Below are 19,275 nucleotides of genomic sequence, written 5' to 3'. Positions count from 1 at the left end.
AATGACACACGATAACAAACTCCAGGTCGAAGCCATCAAGCGCGGCACCGTAATTGACCACATCCCTGCGCAGGTGGGCTTTAAGCTGCTGACCCTGTTCAAACTGACCGAAACCGACCAGCGCATCACCATTGGCCTGAACCTGCCCTCCGGCGAGATGGGCCGCAAGGACCTGATTAAAATCGAGAACACCTTCCTGACCGATGAGCAGGTTAACCAGCTCTCCCTGTATGCTCCGGAAGCGACCGTTAACCGCATCGACGACTACGAAGTGGTGGGCAAATCCCGCCCGAGCCTGCCGGAGCGCATCGAGAGCGTGCTGGTGTGCCCGAACAGCAACTGCATCAGCCATGCTGAGCCAGTAAACTCCAGTTTTGCAGTGAAAAAACGCGCGAATGATATCGCACTTAAATGCAAATACTGTGAAAAAGAGTTTTCACATAATGTGGTGCTGGCCAACTAATTGAGGTGGCAATGCATGCCTGGCTTTCTATAATGGCCGGGACTTTTCGTATTCATTCAGGAGAAATCATGACCAAAGTACTCGCGACGGAAAATGCACCTGCAGCTATCGGCCCTTACGTTCAGGGCGTTGATCTTGGCAGCATGATCATCACCTCCGGCCAGATCCCGGTGAACCCAAAAACCGGTGATGTGCCAGAAGATGTCTCCGCTCAGGCGCGTCAGTCGCTGGAAAACGTCAAAGCGATCGTTGAATCCGCTGGCCTGAAAGTGGGCGATATCGTTAAGACAACCGTATTCGTAAAAGATCTCAACGACTTTGCTACCGTTAACGCCACCTATGAAGCCTTCTTCGCCGAGCATAACGCCAGCTTTCCGGCGCGCTCCTGCGTGGAAGTGGCGCGTCTGCCAAAAGATGTGAAGATCGAAATCGAAGCGATTGCCGTGCGTCGCTAATAGTTGATTTTAATATGCAAAAGGCAGCCCGGGCTGCCTTTTTTATTTTGTTAATACACAGCCATAAATAGACTTCAAGCATTTTCATCATTATTTTTCATCACCGATTGAAATGATCAATTTTTTATTCCAGGGGAAACTGACCCTGCCCAAAAAATTATTAGTCCCTTTTAATGGAATAAAAAATGAAACTGTCTAAAATTGCGTTGGCACTTGCCACACTCACGGTTGCTTCATCGGCTTTAGCACATGGCTATGTAGAATCTCCAGCCAGCCGCGCTTATATGTGTAAGCTTGGTAAAAATATTGATTGTGGTTCTGTTCAGTGGGAACCGCAGAGCGTTGAACGCACCTCTGGCTTCCCAACTGGCGCGCTGCCGCCGGATGGACAGCTGGCCAGCGCCGGTATTACGCAGTATTCTCAGCTCGATCGTCAGAGCCTGAACGCATGGACCAAAACTCCGATTACTGCCGGTAAAAATACCTTTACCTGGTATCATACTGCTCCACATAAAACCACCAACTGGCGTTGGTATATTACTAAACAAGACTGGAATCCAAATAAACCGCTGACCCGCGATCAATTTGAATCCACGCCATTCTGTACTGTAAATGGTAATGGCCAGGCACCAGCTCAGCGTCAGGAAATGACCTGTAATGTGCCACAGCGTACCGGCTACCAGGTTATTTACGCGGTATGGGAAATTGCCGATACCACTAACAGCTTCTACCAGGCTATCGACGTTGATTTCGGTAACGGCGGCAACGTGATCCCTGACGAAACCCCGGCTCAGGTATCCGAGTGGACGAAAACCCTGAACGGCCAGATCGCCGGTAATAACGTCAATGCAGGCGATAAAGTGATTGCCCGCTTCTTCGATGCTAATGGCGAAGTGGTCTCCATGCGCACCGAACTGACCATCTCCTCCGCTTCCCAGGGTCAGGCAAGCCAGTGGTCTTATGACCTGGCGCAGGCAATCAACGCCGCGCACAGCGATGTTCGCGTAGGTGTTAAAGATGAGAGCGGTGTGGTGAACCCGGTTCACGGCGCGAACAACGTCTATGTGAAAGATGGCAGCAACCTGAAATCTGTCGCGATCTCCTATGAAGAGCAGCAGGCTCAGGTGAGTGAAGATATCGCCGTCACCAACGTGCGGTTCTCCAAAATCAAGAACGGCGCAGCAACCGTGACCTTCCACGTGAATACCCAGGGCGATGTGAGCCTGGAAGCGCGTGCGATGAACCACGCGGGTGCGGAAAAAGGTTACCTGAAGCAGGAGATGAATAACGCCAACCAGGACGTGACCATGAACCTGACTGACGTGACTGCTGGTCACCACATGCTGAAATACTTCGCCACCAACAAAGATGGCGTAATGTTCGCGCAGGACGTGATCGACATGATGCTGGAGAACGAAGCGTCATCCGGTACTACAGGTAAATATGACTATACCTTCCCGCAGAACATCGCTTCCTACAAAGCGGGCACCGTGGTACTGCAGCCGAAAGACGGCAAAACCTACCAGTGTAAGAAAGCACCTTACAGCGGCTACTGCGTGCAGTACGCTCCAACTGCTAACCAGTTCGAACCGGGTGTAGGTTCTCACTGGCAGATGGCGTGGACCCTGAAGTAATAGGCTCTCCTGATGCCCGGTGAACAGGCCGGGCACAGGGGTCCGTGGTCTGTTTGCCGGGTTGCGGCTTCGCCTTACCCGGCCTACGGATCCGAATTTTAGTCAGCCCGGTAAGCGTAGCGCCACCGGGCGTTTTTTTACTGATTGCGCGTCGCGCGCAGCAGTTTCTCCAGCGGATAGACCGCCGCAATCACTACTTCATCCTGAATCTGCGCCGCCTTATCCAGCTCGCCCTGAATCGACGCAATCTCCGTATCATCCAGCGTCCCCTGACGCGCCACCAGATCCGTTAAGCGCAACCCAATCGCCGCCAGCTTGTCCACCGTCTGGATCACCGGCGTTATCGCCTTCAGCTGATAACTGTTTTCGGCCAGCGCCAGCACGTCCGGCGTATTGTTCTGCCAGCGGTTAAAGAGATGGCGCAGCGACTCCGCGCTTTCGCTATCCTCAGCATCGCTCACCAGCCGCTCCACCCAGCGGTTCATCTGCCGCACCTGGTTGCTCTCCGGCGCGAGCGCGTCGGCCAGACGATTTAGCGGCTCAAACAGATCGTAGTTCCCGGCCTGGAACTTCAGATGGTTACGGGTGTAATAGTGCGCAGGCTCCAGCGCCTGGGCGAGGATCGTCAGCGGCAGCGTGTCGGTGGTGTTCCCCAGACGCGTGAACTGTACCTGCTGGCGGGCATGCTGCTGCAAACCTACCGACACCGTCGACCAGCTATCCATCGCCTGCAGGCGGGTATACATGTTGTCGATATCCTTCACCTCCTGCGCCGACCACAGGCGTTCCGCCACTGCAAATGTCCGCGGCCACAGTTTGATATCCAGCACCGGCGCCGCGACGTTTTCCGCCCATAGCGCCGCCTCGCCGCCCAGCAGATTAGCCTGCTGGCTGGCATCCGGCACCGCCGGGGCGATCCCTTCCGGCACCGCATCCAGCCGCTGGCCTGTCACCGGATAACGGCTGTTACCCAACAGGAAATAGCCGTCAATCTTGTCCTCTTTCACCGTCACTACCGGGCGGGTCTCCCCCATCCAGGTATCGACGGTGAAGCTCACCTGATTGTCGCTGCGCCAGACGATATCCTGCACCGCCCGCCGCGATTTGCCGCTGAAATCGATAAAGCCGCGCCAGCCCGCATCGCCTTTTATCAGGGTAAAACTGCCCTCCAGCGGCTTGCCCTTCAGGCGCGGCAGGGTGAAGGACCAGCTCTGGGCGCTGTCGCTGTCGGTAATGACATCCACATTGTTCAGCCCCTGGGGCACGATCTCATTGCGGTAGTGATAGGCAGCGTACTGGGGCTGATCGAGATAGAACCCGGTAGAGAGGATCCCTTTGTAGCCCTGCTTCGCCACCTCCCCCAGTGCGTCCTGCCCCTGCCAGGACTGGATCAGAATGCTTTTGGGCAGATCCGGGTGGAAGATCTCATCCCAGCCCACCATCTGGCGCTGATTTTTCTCGAGGATCGTCTCCAGCTTGCGGTTGAAGTACGCCTGCAACGCATGACTGTCGGCCAGCTTGTTGTCGCGCATAAATTGCTGGATGGCGGGATTCGCTTTCCACTGGGTGTCGTCCACCTCATCGCCGCCGATATGCAGATAGGGATCCGGGAAGATCGCCGCCAGTTCAGCGATCATCGCGCCAGCGAAAGTGTAAGTTGCCTCCTTGGTGGGATCCATCACCGGCTTGAGCACGCCCCACTGGCGCTCCATCTCGTACGGACCCGGGGCGCTCATCAGCTCCGGATAGGCCACTGCGATGGCCGACGCATGGCCGGGCATGTCAATCTCTGGCACCACGCGAATACCACGCGCGGTGGCGTAGCGCACCACGTCACGCATCTGATCCTGGGTATAGAACAGCCCGTCACTGGCGAGCTCGGTCAGTTTCGGGTAGCGCTTCGAGGCAAACCGCCAGCCCTGATCGTCGGTTAAGTGCCAGTGCAGCACGTTGAGTTTCGCCGCCGCCATGCCGTCGATCTGGCGTTTGATGTCCTCCAGCGGAATAAAGTGGCGGGCCGAATCAAGCAGCAGGCCGCGCCACGAGAAGCGCGGGGCATCTTCAATGGTCACCCACGGTACAGAGGTATTTTCCGGGCCGTTCTGCACCAGCTGAAGCAGGGTCTCCATTGCCCGCAGCGCGCCGAAGCGGGTGTTGGCGGTAATGTTCACCCCGCTGGCATCGACGGTGAGTTTGTAGCTTTCATCGCTGTCCGGTTTCGGCAGTGGTGCCACCTTGCGGGCGATGGCGATGGTCACCGTCGGTTTTTCCGGCTTATCGGCCTGCGGCTGGAGCGTCCAGCCGGTTTGCAGCGCCACCCGCTGGCGCAAACGTGCCACCGCGTCGCCAAGATCGTCCCCGGAGACGCTCACCTGGAAGTTATTGTTAATGACCAGTGCGCCCTGGGTGGCGGGACGTTCGACCTTTGCAGGCCAGGGCATCAGGGGAAGATCGCCTGCGGGAGCCGCAAACGCAGAAAAGCCGAGCATAAGCCCGGCGGTTAAGAGGCTGTACCGTAACATGAATGTTCCTTATTTGACGGGCCGAAAAAGGCAAAACATTCTGTTAACATGTGCGCAAATTTGCGTCAAGCGCGGCGGATGATGGCGATCACAGGTTGTTGAATTTGGGAAGAAAGCCAGTAGCCGGGTAAGCGCAGCGCCACCCGGCAAAAATCACTGCCACCCGTACCGGCGGCTATAAAACCCTTTCACCAGCTGCGTCAGCGTCATATACCCGGCGAGGATCGCCACCAGCCACGGGAAGTAGCTGAGCGGCAGCGCCTGCAGTTGCAGATAGCCCGCAAGCCCCGAGAACGGCAGCGCGATACCGAGCACCATCACCAGCCCCGTCATCACAATCAGCGGCCAGGCGGCGCGGCTCTGGAGGAACGGAATGCGCCGGGTGCGGATCATATGCACAATCAGCGTTTGCGACAGCAGCCCCACCACGAACCAGCCGGACTGGAACAGGGTCTGCTGTTCTGGGGTGTTGGCGTGGAACACAAACCACATCAGGCAGAAGGTCAGAATGTCGAAGATGGAGCTGATCGGGCCGAAAAAGAGCATAAAACGGCCCAGTTCTGCTGGCTCCCAGCGCTGCGGCTTCTGGATCTGATCGTCGTCGACGTTATCAAACGGGATCGCCACCTGCGAGATGTCGTACATCAGGTTCTGGATCAGCAGATGCAGCGGCAGCATCGGCAGGAACGGCAGAAACGCGCTCGCCACCAGGACGCTGAAGACGTTGCCGAAGTTGGAGCTGGCGGTCATTTTGATGTACTTGAGCATATTGGCGAAGGTGCGGCGGCCTTCGATCACTCCCTCCTCCAGCACCATCAGGCTCTTCTCCAGCAGAATGATATCCGCCGCCTCCCGGGCGATATCCACCGCCCCGTCGACCGAGATCCCGATATCCGCCGCACGCAGCGCGGGGGCGTCGTTAATGCCGTCGCCCATAAAGCCCACCACGTGCCCCTCGCGCTTCAGCAGGGTGACAATGCGCTCCTTGTGCATCGGGGTCAGGCGGGCAAAGAGCGTGGTGCGTTGGGCAAGCAGAGCCAGCGCGTCGTCAGAGAGGGCTTCTATCTCGCTGCCTGTCACTACTTCGCCTGCATCCAGCCCCACGTCGCGGCACACTTTCGCCGCCACCAGCTCGCTGTCGCCGGTGAGGATTTTCACCGTGATGCCGCTCTCTTTCAGCGCCTTTAACGCCGGTGCGGTGGTCTCTTTCGGCGGATCGAGGAAGGCGATATACCCTTCGAGGATTAAATCGGATTCGTCGATACGCTGATAGTCACCTTCCCGCGCGGGCAGGAACTTGCTGGCGACCGCCACCACCCGCAGCCCCTGGCGGTTCAGGTTGTCGGTGACGCGTTTGATGCGTCGCAGCATGGTCTCATCCAGGGGAACAATTTCACCGTGATGCCGCACCTGGGTCGACACATTCAGGATCTCCTGTAATGCCCCTTTGCAGATCAGCTGATGCACGCCCTGCTCTTCACTCACCACCACCGACATGCGGCGGCGTTCGAAATCAAAGGGGATCTCATCCACCTTCTGCCAGCGGGATGAAAGGGCACGGGCGGTGGCCTCATCCACCCCTTCCAGCACCGCCACGTCGAGCAGGTTTTTCAACCCGGTCTGGTAGTGGCTGTTCAGCCAGGCTGTTTCCAGCACCCGCTCGCAGATCTTGCCTGCGATGTCGGTGTGGTGCTCCAGCACGATCTTGTCCTGGGTCAGGGTGCCGGTTTTATCGGTGCAGAGGATATCCATGGCGCCAAAGTTCTGGATGGCGTCCAGGTGCTTGACGATCACCTTCTGCTTCGAGAGCTTCACCGCCCCACGCGCCAGGGTCGAGGTGACAATCATCGGCAACATCTCCGGGGTGAGCCCCACCGCCACCGAGAGGGCGAATAGCGCGGCCTCCCACCAGTCGCCTTTGGTGTAGCCGTTAATCAGCAGCACGATGGGGGTCATCGCCAGCATAAAGCGGATCAGCAGCATGCTGACGCGGCCAATTCCCTGCTGGAAGGCGTTGGGTTCGCTCTCCTGCTCGCTGACGCGCCCGGCCAGCTGCCCAAACCAGGTGTTGCCCCCGGTGGCAATGACCATCGCCTGCGCCGTGCCGCTGACCACCGTGGTGCCCATAAAGCAGAGGGTGTCGCACTCCAGCGGGTTTTTCTGCTGCGGATCGCGGCTGTGGGCGACTTTCTCTACCGGCAGGGATTCGCCGGTCAACGACGCCTGGGCCACGAACAGGTCGCGGGCCTGGATAATACGTAAATCTGCCGGGATCATGTCCCCGGCCGCCAGCTTCACCAGATCCCCCGGCACCAGCTGGTCAATGGGGATCTCCTGCCAGCCGCTTTCCCCTTTGTCGTTGAGGGTACGCAGGACGGTGGCGGTGTTGCTGACCATCGCCTTCAGGGCATCCGCCGCGCGGGTGGAGCGGGCCTCCTGAATAAAGTTCAGCAGCGTGGAGATGCCCACCATCAGGGCGATCACCCCGGCGGCAAACAGGTCTTCGGTGGCATAAGAGATAAGACCAAGCACCGTCAGCAGCAGGTTAAAAGGGTTGCGGTAGCAGGCCCACAGATGCACCCACCAGCGGGCCGGTTGTTGCGCCGGGATGGTGTTTTCGCCGTGAAGAGCGCGGGTAGCCTGAACCTCGGTGGCGGTGAGCCCTTCCGGGTGGCTGCCAAACGTCCGCCACAGGGCGGGCTCATCCATGGCGGCAATCTGCAGGCAGTGGGCGGCAAGGGTGGCGGGGATAGCGGCATCGCTTTTGCCGGTTGCCATAGGGGTGCGCTGCACCAGACGGCGCGGCAGGTGACGGCTCAGCCGGGCAAACAGCTGCTGTGTGAAATTTTTGAACATAACAAGTCCCCCGCACCCGCAAAAAACGGGCGCAGTTTTGCCTTCAGACGTGACAGAGCCATATCTGAGCGGCGATATCAGTTATGCAGGGACGCGGGAATACGTCACTGCCCTACGCATCCGGTAAGGCAGTGAAAAGGCTTACCGGAGTGAACGGGTTCTCCCTGTCGGGAGAGGGGTGGGATCGGGATCCATACAGCCTCCGGTAAGAAAAAAAGGTAAGTCGGTGCGCACTATAGCGTTTTAGCCATACCGCGTACGGCAATTCGGGCGGTATGATAACGGCCGGGTATTAAACCAAACGTAAACCAGACATTGCCCATTGCACAACCCGGGACCCGACTTAGGATTAATGATTATTTCATTGATGCATAACAGGATATAAAGCATGCAGAACCGCCTCACCATTAAAGATATTGCGCGTCTGAGCGGCGTGGGTAAGTCCACCGTCTCACGGGTGCTGAACAACGAAAGTGGTGTCAGCCAGCGCACGCGCGAACGGGTCGAGGCGGTTATGAACCAGCACGGTTTTTCCCCTTCCCGCTCGGCGCGCGCCATGCGTGGGCAGAGCGATAAAGTGGTGGCGATCATCGTCACCCGTCTGGATTCGCTTTCAGAGAACCTGGCCGTACAGACCATGCTGCCCGCCTTCTATGAGCAGGGCTACGATCCGATCATGATGGAGAGCAAGTTCTCGCCGCAGATGGTGGAAGAGCACCTCGGCATGCTGAAACGCCGCAACATTGATGGCGTGGTGCTGTTTGGCTTTACCGGCATCAATGAAGAGATGCTCATCCCCTGGAAGCCGTCGCTGGTGCTGATGGCGCGGGATGCCCGCGGGTTTGCCTCAGTATGCTATGACGACGAAGGGGCGATTCTCACCCTGATGCAGCGCCTGTATGAGAGCGGCCATCGCCATATCAGCTATCTCGGCGTGCCGCACAGCGATGTTACCACCGGTCAGCGCCGTCATGCTGCCTACCTCGCGTTTTGTAAACAGCACGCGCTCCCCGCCGTAGCCGCGTTACCCGGCCTTGGCATGAAGCAGGGTTATGAAAAGGTGGCCGACGTGCTGACCCCGCAGACCACCGCCCTGCTCTGTGCCACGGATACTCTGGCTCTGGGCGCAAGTAAGTACTTACAAGAACAGCGAATCGATAACCTGCAGCTGGCGAGCGTGGGCAATACGCCGCTGATGAAGTTCCTGCACCCGGAGATCATCACCGTCGATCCCGGCTACGCCGACTCCGGTCGTCAGGCCGCCAGGCAATTGATTGAGCAGATTAACGGCCGTAGCGAACCCCGCAAGATCGTCATTCCCGTCGCCCTCTCCTGAGCGTCATAAGACGCTTTATTGTGATCCTCGCCCGATTTCGGGAACGTTCCCATTTTCCGAATTATGCTGAAAGAGTAGGCTTGCCCCCAGTCCATAACCCCTACCATCTGTCATGAGGTTTCATGATGAGCAAAGTAAAACAAACGGATATCGACCAGCTGATCGTGCTGGTTGGCGGACGTGACAATATCGCCACAGTCAGCCACTGCATTACCCGCCTGCGTTTTGTGCTGAACGACCCGGCCAAAGCCAACCCGAAAGCGATCGAAGAGCTATCGATGGTGAAAGGCTGCTTCACCAACGCCGGACAGTTCCAGGTGGTGATCGGCACCGAGGTGGGCGACTACTACAAGGCGCTGCTGGCCACCACCGGTCATTCATCGGCGGATAAAGAGCAGGCCAAAAAGGCCGCGCGCCAGAATATGAAGTGGCATGAACAGCTCATTTCACATTTCGCGGAAATTTTCTTCCCGCTGCTGCCGGCGCTGATCAGCGGCGGCTTGATCCTCGGCTTCCGTAACCTGATTGGCGATGTGCCAATGAGCGGCGGCAAAACCCTGGCGCAGATCTACCCGGCGTTGCAGAGCATCTATGACTTCTTGTGGCTGATTGGCGAGGCGATCTTCTTCTATCTGCCGGTAGGGATCTGCTGGTCGGCGGTGCGCAAAATGGGCGGTACGCCAATCCTCGGCATCGTACTGGGCGTAACGCTGGTCTCTCCGCAGTTAATGAACGCTTACTTACTTGGTCAGCAGGTACCTGAGGTGTGGAACTTCGGCCTGTTCACCATCGCCAAAGTGGGCTATCAGGCGCAGGTGATCCCGGCCCTGCTCGCGGGCCTGGCGCTGGGGATGATTGAAACCCGTCTTAAGCGTATGGTGCCAGACTACCTCTACCTGGTGGTGGTGCCGGTCTGCTCCCTGATCCTCGCGGTGTTCCTCGCCCACGCCTTTATCGGTCCGTTTGGCCGCATGATTGGCGACGGCGTGGCGTACGCGGTGCGTCATCTGATGACCGGCAGCTTCGCCCCGATTGGCGCCGCGCTGTTTGGCTTCCTCTATGCTCCACTGGTGATCACCGGCGTGCATCAGACCACCCTGGCGATTGATATGCAGATGATCCAGAGCCTCGGCGGCACCCCGGTGTGGCCGCTGATCGCCCTGTCGAACATTGCTCAGGCCTCGGCGGTAACCGGCATCATCATCGTCAGCCGTAAGCATAACGAACGTGAGATCTCGGTTCCGGCGGCCATCTCCGCCTATCTCGGCGTCACCGAACCGGCGATGTACGGCATCAACCTGAAATACCGCTTCCCGATGCTCTGCGCGATGATCGGCTCCGGGCTGGCGGGTCTGCTGTGTGGCCTGAACGGCGTGATGGCCAACGGCATCGGCGTCGGCGGTCTGCCGGGCATCCTCTCCATCCAAACCGCCTTCTGGCAGGTCTTCGCGCTGGCGATGGCCGTGGCGATCGTCGTGCCGATGGCGCTCACGACCGTTGTCTATCAGCGCAAGTATCGTCAGGGCACGTTGCAGGCGGTTTAATCTTCTTCGGGGCGCAGTTGCGCCCCTTCGCATTTGCAGGAACGCATTATGAATACCCTTCCTCACTGGTGGCAGAACGGCGTCATCTATCAGATCTACCCGAAGAGCTTCCAGGACACCACCGGGCGCGGCACCGGCGATCTCCGCGGCGTCACGTCGCGTCTCGACTACCTCAAAACCCTCGGCGTTGACGCCCTCTGGCTGACGCCGTTCTACATCTCCCCCCAGGTGGATAACGGCTATGACGTGGCAAACTACCTCAGCATCGATCCGGCCTACGGCACGCTGGATGATTTCGACGCGCTGGTGGCCCAGGCTCATGAGCGCGGAATACGCATCGTGCTGGATATGGTGTTTAACCATACCTCCACCCAGCACCCCTGGTTCCGCGAGTCGCTCAATAAAGCCAGCCCGTACCGGGAGTTCTATATCTGGCGCGACGGCACCCCGGAGCAGGCGCCCAACAACTGGCGCTCCAAGTTTGGCGGCAACGCCTGGCGCTGGCACGCCGAAAGCGAGCAGTACTATCTGCACCTCTTTGCCCCGGAGCAGGCCGATCTCAACTGGGAGAACCCGCAGGTGCGCGCCGAGCTGAAAAAGGTGTGCGAGTTCTGGGCCGATCGCGGCGTGGACGGCCTGCGTCTCGACGTGATTAACCTGGTGTCGAAAGACCAGGACTTCCCCGACGATGCGATCGGTGATGGCCGCCGCTTCTACACCGATGGCCCGCGCATACACGCGTTTTTGCAGGAGATGAGCCGGGAAGTCTTTACCCCGCGCAACCTGATGACGGTGGGCGAGATGTCCTCCACCAGTCTGGCGCACTGCCAGCAGTACGCGGCGCTCGATGGGCGTGAGCTGTCGATGACCTTTAACTTCCACCACCTGAAGGTGGATTATCCCAACGGCGAAAAGTGGACGCTGGCGAAGCCCGATTTCGTGGCGCTGAAGGCGCTGTTCAGCCACTGGCAGCAGGGGATGCACAATAAAGCCTGGAACGCGCTGTTCTGGTGTAACCACGATCAGCCGCGCATCGTCTCGCGCTTTGGCGATGAGGGAGAGTACCGCGTCCCGGCGGCGAAGATGCTGGCGATGGTGCTGCACGGCATGCAGGGCACCCCTTACATCTATCAGGGTGAAGAGATTGGCATGACCAACCCACACTTCACCCGCATCACCGACTACCGGGACGTGGAGAGCCACAACATGTTCGCCGAACTGCGCACGCAGGGGCGGGACGCCGATGAGCTGCTGGCGATCCTCGCGAGTAAATCCCGCGACAACAGCCGCACGCCGATGCAGTGGGACGCCTCCCCCAACGCTGGCTTCACCACCGGCGAGCCGTGGATTGCCCTGGGCGATAACGCAGAGACGATCAACGTCGCCGCGGCGCTGGCCGATCCCGACTCGGTGTTTTACACCTACCAGGGGCTGATTAAGCTGCGTAAAACCCTGCCGGTGCTGACCTGGGGGGATTATCAGGATCTGCTTGCGGATCATCCGTCGCTGTGGTGCTACCGCCGTCAGTGGCAGGGCCAGACGCTGATGGTAGTGGCTAACCTGAGCCGCGACTGCCAGCCGTGGCAATCGCATTCGGTGGAGGGCAACTGGCAGGTGATGATGAGCAACTATGCCGAGGTCTCGCCGCAGCCGGGCACCATGACCCTGAGGCCGTTTGAAGCGGTCTGGTGGCTACAGGCATAATCCCCTGCGCCGGGCACCGCGCGGTTGCCCGGCACACGCTTTTTGGGTGGAAAATCACCCCGATTTCGGCTTGCAAAATTTACAAATCCTCTATCGCGCGTCATCTGTACACTTCGTTTTTTACCTTGTTCTGAATCAAATAAATTGCAAACTTGTTTGATGCAAATCACTACATATAGAACTTAGAATGCTCGCCGACCCAAGATGTTGTATCCATGGTCTATTATTTCCACAAGACGACGGACACCACACAACATAAATTTGTGGATAAAAAGGGTCGAAATCAGGAGAAACCGCGCGCGCGTCGAGAGTTACGCTCCCGCGCCTTTTTCCTGCCTCTGTGGATAACCTGTTCTTAAATGGAGTGATCATGACACCGCATGTGATGAAACGAGATGGCTGTAACGTGCCTTTCAAATCAGAGCGCATTCAGGAAGCGATTCTGCGTGCAGCTAAAGCAGCGGGAGTCGATGACGCAGATTACTGCGCCACCGTCGCAGAGGTGGTCAGCAACCAGATGATGGGCCGCAGCAAGGTCGACATTAACGAGATCCAGACCGCGGTGGAAAACCAGCTGATGTCCGGCCCGTATAAGCAACTGGCGCGCGCCTACATTGAATACCGTCACGACCGGGATATTGAACGTGAAAAACGCGGTCGCCTGAATCAGGAGATCCGCGGCCTGGTGGAACAGACCAACTCCGCGCTGCTCAACGAAAATGCCAACAAAGACAGCAAAGTGATCCCCACCCAGCGCGACCTGCTGGCCGGTATTGTGGCTAAACACTACGCCCGTCAGCACCTGCTGCCACGCGACGTAGTGCAGGCCCATGAGCGCGGGGATATTCATTATCACGATCTCGACTATTCGCCGTTCTTCCCGATGTTCAACTGCATGCTGATCGATCTGAAGGGCATGCTGACGCACGGCTTCAAGATGGGCAACGCCGAGATTGAACCGCCAAAATCGATCTCCACCGCCACCGCGGTGACGGCGCAGATTATCGCCCAGGTCGCCAGCCATATTTACGGCGGCACCACCATCAACCGGATCGACGAAGTGCTGGCCCCGTTTGTGACCGCCAGCTTCAACAAGCATCGCCAGGTGGCGGAAGAGTGGCAGATCCCGGATGCGGATGGATATGCCCGCTCCCGCACCGAGAAAGAGTGCTACGACGCCTTCCAGTCGCTGGAATATGAGGTGAACACCCTGCACACCGCCAACGGTCAGACGCCGTTTGTCACCTTTGGCTTTGGGCTGGGCACCAGCTGGGAATCACGCCTGATCCAGCAGTCCATCCTGCGCAACCGGATTTCCGGCCTCGGCAAAAACCGCAAAACCGCGGTGTTCCCGAAGCTGGTGTTCGCCATCCGCGACGGTTTGAACCACAAGTTCGGCGATCCGAACTACGACATCAAACAGCTGGCGCTGGAGTGCGCGAGCAAGCGCATGTATCCGGACATTCTGAATTATGACCAGGTGGTGAAAGTCACCGGCTCGTTCAAAACCCCCATGGGCTGCCGCAGCTTCCTCGGCGTGTACGAAGATGAAAATGGCGAGCAGATCCACGATGGGCGTAACAACCTGGGCGTGATCAGCCTGAACCTGCCGCGCATCGCGCTGGAAGCCAAAGGCAATGAAGCAACATTCTGGAAACTGCTGGACGAGCGCCTGGTGCTGGCGCGTAAGGCGCTGATGACCCGTATCGCCCGTCTGGAAGGGGTCAAAGCCCGCGTCGCCCCGATCCTCTATATGGAAGGGGCCTGCGGGGTACGCCTGAAGGCCGACGATGATGTGTCGGAGATCTTCAAAAATGGACGGGCCTCCATTTCGCTGGGCTATATCGGCATCCACGAAACCATTAACGCCCTGTTTGGCGACAAGCACATCTACGACAGCGAGGCCCTGCGCGCAAAAGGCATCGCGATTGTCCAGCGTCTGCGCGACGCGGTTGACCAATGGAAAGAGGAAACCGGCTACGGCTTTAGCCTCTACAGCACCCCAAGCGAAAACCTGTGCGACCGCTTCTGCCGCCTGGATACCGCCGAGTTTGGCGTGGTGGAAGGTGTCACCGATAAGGGCTACTACACCAACAGCTTCCACCTCGACGTGGAGAAGAAGGTGAACCCGTACGACAAGATCGATTTTGAAGCGGCCTACCCACCATTAGCCAGCGGCGGGTTTATCTGTTACGGCGAGTACCCGAACATTCAGCACAACCTGAAGGCGCTGGAAGACGTGTGGGATTACAGCTATCAGCACGTGCCCTACTACGGCACCAACACGCCTATCGACGAGTGCTACGAGTGCGGCTTTACCGGTGAGTTCGAGTGCACCAGCAAAGGCTTCACCTGTCCGAAATGCGGTAACCACGACGCCGCCCGCGTCTCCGTGACCCGCCGCGTGTGCGGCTACCTCGGCAGCCCGGACGCCCGTCCGTTCAACGCCGGTAAGCAGGAAGAGGTGAAGCGCCGGGTTAAACACCTGGGGAATGGGCAGCTCGGTTAATCCGCTGCCACATTTATGCCCGGTGGCGCTACGCTTACCGGGCCTACGGACCGCACTCTTATGTAGGCCGGGATCGCTACGCGACACCCGGCGTGGTTATACGCTATGAAGTATCATCAATATTATCCTGTCGACATCGTCAACGGCCCCGGCACCCGCTGCACCCTGTTTGTCTCCGGCTGCGTTCATGAATGCCCCGGCTGCTACAACAAAAGCACCTGGCGACTGAATTCCGGCATGCCGTTTACCGCGGAGATGGAACAGCAGATCATCGACGATCTCAACGACACGCGCATCAAACGCCAGGGGATTTCGCTCTCCGGCGGCGATCCGCTGCACCCGCAAAACGTGCCGGATATCCTGAAGCTGGTGCAGCGCATTCGCGCCGAGTGCCCGGGCAAAGATATCTGGGTGTGGACGGGCTATAAGCTGGACGAACTGAACGATGAGCAAATGCAGGTGGTGGATCTGATTAACGTGCTGATCGACGGCAAATTTGTGCAGGATCTGAAAGATCCGATGCTTATCTGGCGCGGCAGCAGTAACCAGGTGGTGCATCACCTGCGTTGAGTCTTAAAGCCGTTGATTCGCGTCGTGATAGACGGCTGATTTTTCGCGTTTTCCCACTGCGACCACAAATACCGTAATGACCTTATCCCTGACCTGATATACCAGCCGATAACCGGACGAACTGAGTTTAATTTTATAGCAGTCCGGCAAGCCATGTAACCTGGCAGACTCTCTCCGCGGGTTTGACAGGACGACTGCCAGCTTCTTCTTAAACTGACTCTTAACCGTATCACCCAGCTTCTGCCACTCCTTTAGCGCACGTGGATCGAATTCCAGCTCATAGGTCATCCAGACTAACCTTGATCCCTTTTTGCGGATTCGCCAGCCGTTCCCTGACCGTCCTGATCAGTTCATCTTCGCTGTCACTTACCGTCACGGTTTTGACCGGCATGCGGCCATTTTCCGCGACATACTGGAACAGAAGCCGAACGGCTTCCGTCGGGGTAATGTTCAGTTTTTCCAGCACGGCATATGCCTCGTTTTTGAGTTTGTCATCCAGACGGACGTTAAGCGTGGCCATTATGCCTCCGGTAAAAACGAATGTGTAATGCAGTTTAGCATTACATTCGCATTACATCGAATTCTGGATAGCGCCTCTCAAAACCGGCTCAAACTCTCCATCGCCACAGTTTTAAACTCCGCAAAGTCGTGACATTGACAGAGCCGCGTCATCGCCCGCTCGCGCAGGAAGGTGACGAAGATATCGTAGATGGCCATCGCCTCTTCATACTCGCTTTTACTGATCGCCAGCAGGAAGATCACGTGCGCGGTTTCATCCCCCCACTGAATCCCCTGCGGGGCCAGCACGGTGTAGACCACGGTTTTTTGCGCCAGCAAACCGAGGGAGTGCGGCAGGGCGATGCCGTCGCCGAGCAGGGTGCTGACGATGGCCTCGCGCTCCACCACCGAGTCGAGAAACTCCGCATCCACAAACGCCTCCTCCTGTAGCTGACCGCACAGCTCACGGAACAGCGTCTGCTGGTCGATGGGCTGATTAATCACGCGGAAGTGGCTGGCGTCAAAGTACTTTTCCAGCATCCAGGGGCGCGTTCTGTCCACCAGCACCAGCTTGCCGATCTGCTCGAGCTGATAGTCGGTCGGGAACGGGGCGATCATCACCACCGGCTTGGCTTTTTCGCCGATCCGCGCGGTAGAGATGACAAAATCTTCGCTGATGTTCTCGCACTGCTCGTACTCCCGCAGCGTCAGCACGCGCGTCACCTCGATTTGCGGATACTTGCGCTGCAATACCGCCTCGATCATCCGCACCATCGCGTTGCCCGCGTCGCACACCAGCATCACCCGCGGCTGGCGCTGATAGCCAATGTTGTAGTGGCGCTCCAGCCCGACGCCGATATGCAGCACCAGGAAGCCAATCTCGTTTTCGCTGATCGCATACGGGGTGTACTTGCCCCAGCTCGACACCGCCGCGAGGGTCATATCCCACGCCATCGGATAGTGCTGCTTGATGTTATCCAGCAGCGGATTGGGGATCATAATCTGATAGCGCACCCGGGTGATCATGGTCTTTATGTGGGTCAGCAGATCCGCGTGGAGCTGGGCGTCGTCGAGGAGGTTGTAGTTATAGTGGGTGTTGATATAGCGCAGGATGTAGTTCACCAGCGCCTCTTCATCATCGGCATTGATGGCGCTGGGGGAGATCTCCTGCACCTGACGCGCGGCGATATGCACTCCCAGCCAGGTCACCTCCGAGGGCGACAGCGTTTTATCTGCCAGCCGGGCGATGGCGCTGGCGATATCCCGCGCAGCGTCGCGCACATTCTCGGCCACCTCTTCAGCGTTAAACTCTGGCAGCGGATAGCCTTCGCTGATGCGACGCACCGTGACCGCGCCGTAGAGCCGTAAAAACAGCTCGCCCTCATCAGTCAGGCGAATATGGTGGCGGGTGAAGGTCTCATGCAGCACGGCGGCGAGCTCCTCCGGCACGCCCGCATTGAGTGCCACTTCCGTCACCAGCGGATTAAGGTTGTCCTGCTGCGCCAGCTGCCACAGCAGATCGGTCAGGCAGGCGCGGATCGCCATCTCGCTGCCAAACAGCTTCATGCCGTGACGCGGGCGGGTCTCCAGGGTCAGGCGATAGCGATGAAACCACTCGCGCACCTCCGCCATATCGCTTTGCAGCGTGGCGCGGCTGACAAACCACTCGTCAGCCAGATCCTCCAGCTTGAGGGAGAATGCCGAGGTGAGAAAGCGCACCACCAGGTAGTGCACCCGCTCGGGGCCTGTGCGCGGAATACGCAACGTCCGCGGATGCGAAGCCTGCAACAGCTGATAGCGCGCCGGATCGTCAATTTTCAGTTGATAGCCGTTACCGCGGCTGAGGATAAACTGCGCCCCGTTCCCCGCCAGCAGCGCGTTCAGCGCGGTAATGTCAGCCCGGACGGTACGCGTGGAGACCGACAACCGTTGCGCCAGTTCGTCCTGCGGCAGCGTCTCGTTTTGCAACATCTCGAACAGTTGCGCTAAACGTTGGTTGGGAAATCGCACGGGGTTGTCCTCTTACAGCTTAGGGTGAAATGACCATCTGGGATGGACTGCCGACCGGGGTATAGTCTGGCTCGACGCTCAGCTTGCCGTCCTGCGCCACGCGAAACCGGGTGATGTTGTCGCTGCGCTGGTTCATGACATAGAGCCAGCGCCCCTGTTTATCCAGCGTCAGGGTGCGCGGGTAATCGCCACGCGTCCAGACATCGTCCTGATGCGTCAGCGTTCCTTCCGCCGTTACGGTAAAGTGGCCGATGCTGTTATGCAAACGGTTAGCAACATACAACTGTTTACCATCACCACTTAACGCCAGCCCGGCGGCAAAACTGGTGCCCTTGTAGCCGGCTGGCAGCGCAGAGACACTCTTGCCCTCTTTCAGCGTGCCGTTGGCCTCTACGGCATAATGGGTCAGCGTAGACGCCTCTTCGTTTATCAGCCACAAGGCGTCACCTTTTGGCGTAAAGACGAAATGGCGCGGCCCGGCCCCTTTCGAGGAGGCGCTGATAAACGGCGGATCGTTCGGGGTGAGCTTCCCGGTGCGATCGTCAAAACGGTACTGATAGATACGATCCAGCCCCAGATCGGTGGAAAAAACATATTTCCCGCTCGGATCGGCGGCGATCATGTGCGCGTGGGGGCCGTTGTGATCGCTGATGGCAAAGCTGCCTTCAACCGCCGCTTCCGGTTTTGCTGCGCCCGGCTCACCCTGATCCTGATGCCGATCAGTCGCCTCACCCAGGCTGCCATCAGTTTTGATCGGCAGCACTGCGATCGATCCACTGACGTAGTTTGCCACCAGCAGGTGCTGGCCGTTCGGCGTCAGCGAGAGATAGACCGGGCCCGCACCGCCGGAGGCCACCTGATTCAGTTCGCTCAGCTCGCCGTTATCACCCACCCGCAGCGCCTGCACCACCCCCTGCTCCACTTCGCTTGCCAGATAGAGCGTTTTGCCGTCGTGTGAGACGGTTAACTGCGCGGCGTTCGGCAGTTTGCTCACCAGCGTTTTGTTGGCGAGCGCACCGGATTGCGGATCGACGGTAAAGCGGTAGAGCCCTTCACCGTTGGGGTTGTAGGTTCCCACCCAGGCATACTGCGTCTGGGCGACAGCGGCGGTGGCAAGCATAGAAAGTGAAGCGACAAGCAGGTTACGGGTGTGCATGGTGGCTCCTGATCGTGT

At 58.4% G+C, this 19,275-nt stretch carries 14 protein-coding genes; 8 read left to right on the top strand and 6 right to left on the bottom strand.

The window, feature by feature from the left end; genetic code table 11:
- Position 1 precedes the first annotated feature (1 nt).
- The 3 genes from pyrI to gbpA all read left to right on the top strand — a co-directional run bounded on the left by pyrI (position 2) and on the right by gbpA (position 2,552).
- Positions 2-463: an aspartate carbamoyltransferase regulatory subunit gene (gene pyrI, locus GNG26_RS02230; RefSeq protein WP_103823058.1), complete on the top strand. Its 462-nt coding sequence runs from the start codon at positions 2-4 to the stop codon at positions 461-463.
- Positions 464-531: 68 nt separating this feature from the next.
- A complete protein-coding gene (gene ridA / locus GNG26_RS02225; protein ID WP_156237645.1) occupies positions 532-918 on the top strand; it encodes a 2-iminobutanoate/2-iminopropanoate deaminase in 387 nt (128 codons plus the stop codon).
- A 185-nt stretch (positions 919-1,103) separates the two neighbouring features.
- Entirely contained in the window at positions 1,104-2,552 is a 1,449-nt protein-coding gene (gene gbpA, locus GNG26_RS02220; RefSeq protein ID WP_156237644.1) for an N-acetylglucosamine-binding protein GbpA, read from the top strand.
- Positions 2,553-2,689: 137 nt separating this feature from the next.
- Here the strand turns inward: gbpA and GNG26_RS02215 are convergent, their stop codons facing one another.
- Both GNG26_RS02215 and mgtA read right to left on the bottom strand, forming a co-directional pair.
- Positions 2,690-5,074 carry a beta-N-acetylhexosaminidase gene (locus GNG26_RS02215; RefSeq protein WP_156237643.1) on the bottom strand — a complete coding sequence of 795 codons (2,385 nt, stop codon included), beginning with the start codon at positions 5,072-5,074 and terminating at the stop codon, positions 2,690-2,692.
- A 153-nt stretch (positions 5,075-5,227) separates the two neighbouring features.
- Positions 5,228-7,930, bottom strand: a complete 2,703-nt coding sequence (gene mgtA, locus GNG26_RS02210; protein WP_156237642.1) for a magnesium-translocating P-type ATPase — start codon at positions 7,928-7,930, stop codon at positions 5,228-5,230.
- A 388-nt stretch (positions 7,931-8,318) separates the two neighbouring features.
- Here mgtA and treR point away from each other — a divergent pair, with 388 nt between their 5' ends.
- From treR to nrdG, 5 genes are all read left to right on the top strand, one after another.
- Positions 8,319-9,266, top strand: coding sequence for a trehalose operon repressor TreR (gene treR / locus GNG26_RS02205; RefSeq protein ID WP_156237641.1), 948 nt, complete (start codon positions 8,319-8,321; stop codon positions 9,264-9,266).
- A 125-nt stretch (positions 9,267-9,391) separates the two neighbouring features.
- Positions 9,392-10,810: a PTS trehalose transporter subunit IIBC gene (gene treB / locus GNG26_RS02200; protein WP_197080147.1), complete on the top strand. Its 1,419-nt coding sequence runs from the start codon at positions 9,392-9,394 to the stop codon at positions 10,808-10,810.
- Positions 10,811-10,858: 48 nt separating this feature from the next.
- Complete coding sequence (treC, locus tag GNG26_RS02195; protein WP_156237639.1) at positions 10,859-12,514, top strand: alpha,alpha-phosphotrehalase; 1,656 nt, start codon at positions 10,859-10,861, stop codon at positions 12,512-12,514.
- A 370-nt stretch (positions 12,515-12,884) separates the two neighbouring features.
- Entirely contained in the window at positions 12,885-15,023 is a 2,139-nt protein-coding gene (gene nrdD, locus GNG26_RS02190) for an anaerobic ribonucleoside-triphosphate reductase (protein WP_156237637.1), read from the top strand.
- A 105-nt stretch (positions 15,024-15,128) separates the two neighbouring features.
- A complete protein-coding gene (gene nrdG / locus GNG26_RS02185) occupies positions 15,129-15,593 on the top strand; it encodes an anaerobic ribonucleoside-triphosphate reductase-activating protein (RefSeq protein ID WP_103823049.1) in 465 nt (154 codons plus the stop codon).
- A 3-nt stretch (positions 15,594-15,596) separates the two neighbouring features.
- Here nrdG and GNG26_RS02180 read toward each other — a convergent pair whose 3' ends face one another.
- The 4 genes from GNG26_RS02180 to GNG26_RS02165 all read right to left on the bottom strand — a co-directional run bounded on the left by GNG26_RS02180 (position 15,597) and on the right by GNG26_RS02165 (position 19,257).
- Complete coding sequence (locus GNG26_RS02180) at positions 15,597-15,881, bottom strand: type II toxin-antitoxin system RelE/ParE family toxin (RefSeq protein WP_103178030.1); 285 nt, start codon at positions 15,879-15,881, stop codon at positions 15,597-15,599.
- Positions 15,871-16,113, bottom strand: a complete 243-nt coding sequence (locus GNG26_RS02175) for a type II toxin-antitoxin system RelB/DinJ family antitoxin (RefSeq protein WP_103178029.1) — start codon at positions 16,111-16,113, stop codon at positions 15,871-15,873. Before GNG26_RS02175 ends, GNG26_RS02180 begins: the two co-directional genes overlap by 11 nt.
- A 77-nt stretch (positions 16,114-16,190) precedes the next feature.
- On the bottom strand, positions 16,191-18,101 hold the full coding sequence (locus GNG26_RS02170) for a transcription antiterminator (RefSeq protein WP_156237635.1): 1,911 nt from the start codon (positions 18,099-18,101) through the stop codon (positions 16,191-16,193).
- Between the two features lie 19 nt (positions 18,102-18,120).
- Positions 18,121-19,257: a lactonase family protein gene (locus GNG26_RS02165; protein ID WP_156237633.1), complete on the bottom strand. Its 1,137-nt coding sequence runs from the start codon at positions 19,255-19,257 to the stop codon at positions 18,121-18,123.
- Positions 19,258-19,275 lie beyond the last annotated feature (18 nt).

Source organism: Leclercia sp. J807, from assembly GCF_009734465.1.
Taxonomy (GTDB): domain Bacteria; phylum Pseudomonadota; class Gammaproteobacteria; order Enterobacterales; family Enterobacteriaceae; genus Enterobacter.
Note: the sequence above shows the minus strand (reverse complement) of the source record. Positions and strands in the feature narration are given on the sequence as shown.

Excerpts from the sequence above, each read along its gene's own strand:
- GNG26_RS02165 (WP_156237633.1), bottom strand. The coding sequence starts at position 19,257 with ATGCACACCCGTAACCTGCTTGTCGCTTCACTTTCTATGCTTGCCACC.
- nrdG (WP_103823049.1), top strand. The coding sequence starts at position 15,129 with ATGAAGTATCATCAATATTATCCTGTCGACATCGTCAACGGCCCCGGC.
- treR (WP_156237641.1), top strand. The coding sequence starts at position 8,319 with ATGCAGAACCGCCTCACCATTAAAGATATTGCGCGTCTGAGCGGCGTG.
- nrdD (WP_156237637.1), top strand. The coding sequence starts at position 12,885 with ATGACACCGCATGTGATGAAACGAGATGGCTGTAACGTGCCTTTCAAA.
- mgtA (WP_156237642.1), bottom strand. The coding sequence starts at position 7,930 with ATGTTCAAAAATTTCACACAGCAGCTGTTTGCCCGGCTGAGCCGTCAC.
- treB (WP_197080147.1), top strand. The coding sequence starts at position 9,392 with ATGAGCAAAGTAAAACAAACGGATATCGACCAGCTGATCGTGCTGGTT.
- GNG26_RS02180 (WP_103178030.1), bottom strand. The coding sequence starts at position 15,881 with ATGACCTATGAGCTGGAATTCGATCCACGTGCGCTAAAGGAGTGGCAG.
- pyrI (WP_103823058.1), top strand. The coding sequence starts at position 2 with ATGACACACGATAACAAACTCCAGGTCGAAGCCATCAAGCGCGGCACC.
- gbpA (WP_156237644.1), top strand. The coding sequence starts at position 1,104 with ATGAAACTGTCTAAAATTGCGTTGGCACTTGCCACACTCACGGTTGCT.
- GNG26_RS02215 (WP_156237643.1), bottom strand. The coding sequence starts at position 5,074 with ATGTTACGGTACAGCCTCTTAACCGCCGGGCTTATGCTCGGCTTTTCT.
- treC (WP_156237639.1), top strand. The coding sequence starts at position 10,859 with ATGAATACCCTTCCTCACTGGTGGCAGAACGGCGTCATCTATCAGATC.
- GNG26_RS02175 (WP_103178029.1), bottom strand. The coding sequence starts at position 16,113 with ATGGCCACGCTTAACGTCCGTCTGGATGACAAACTCAAAAACGAGGCA.
- ridA (WP_156237645.1), top strand. The coding sequence starts at position 532 with ATGACCAAAGTACTCGCGACGGAAAATGCACCTGCAGCTATCGGCCCT.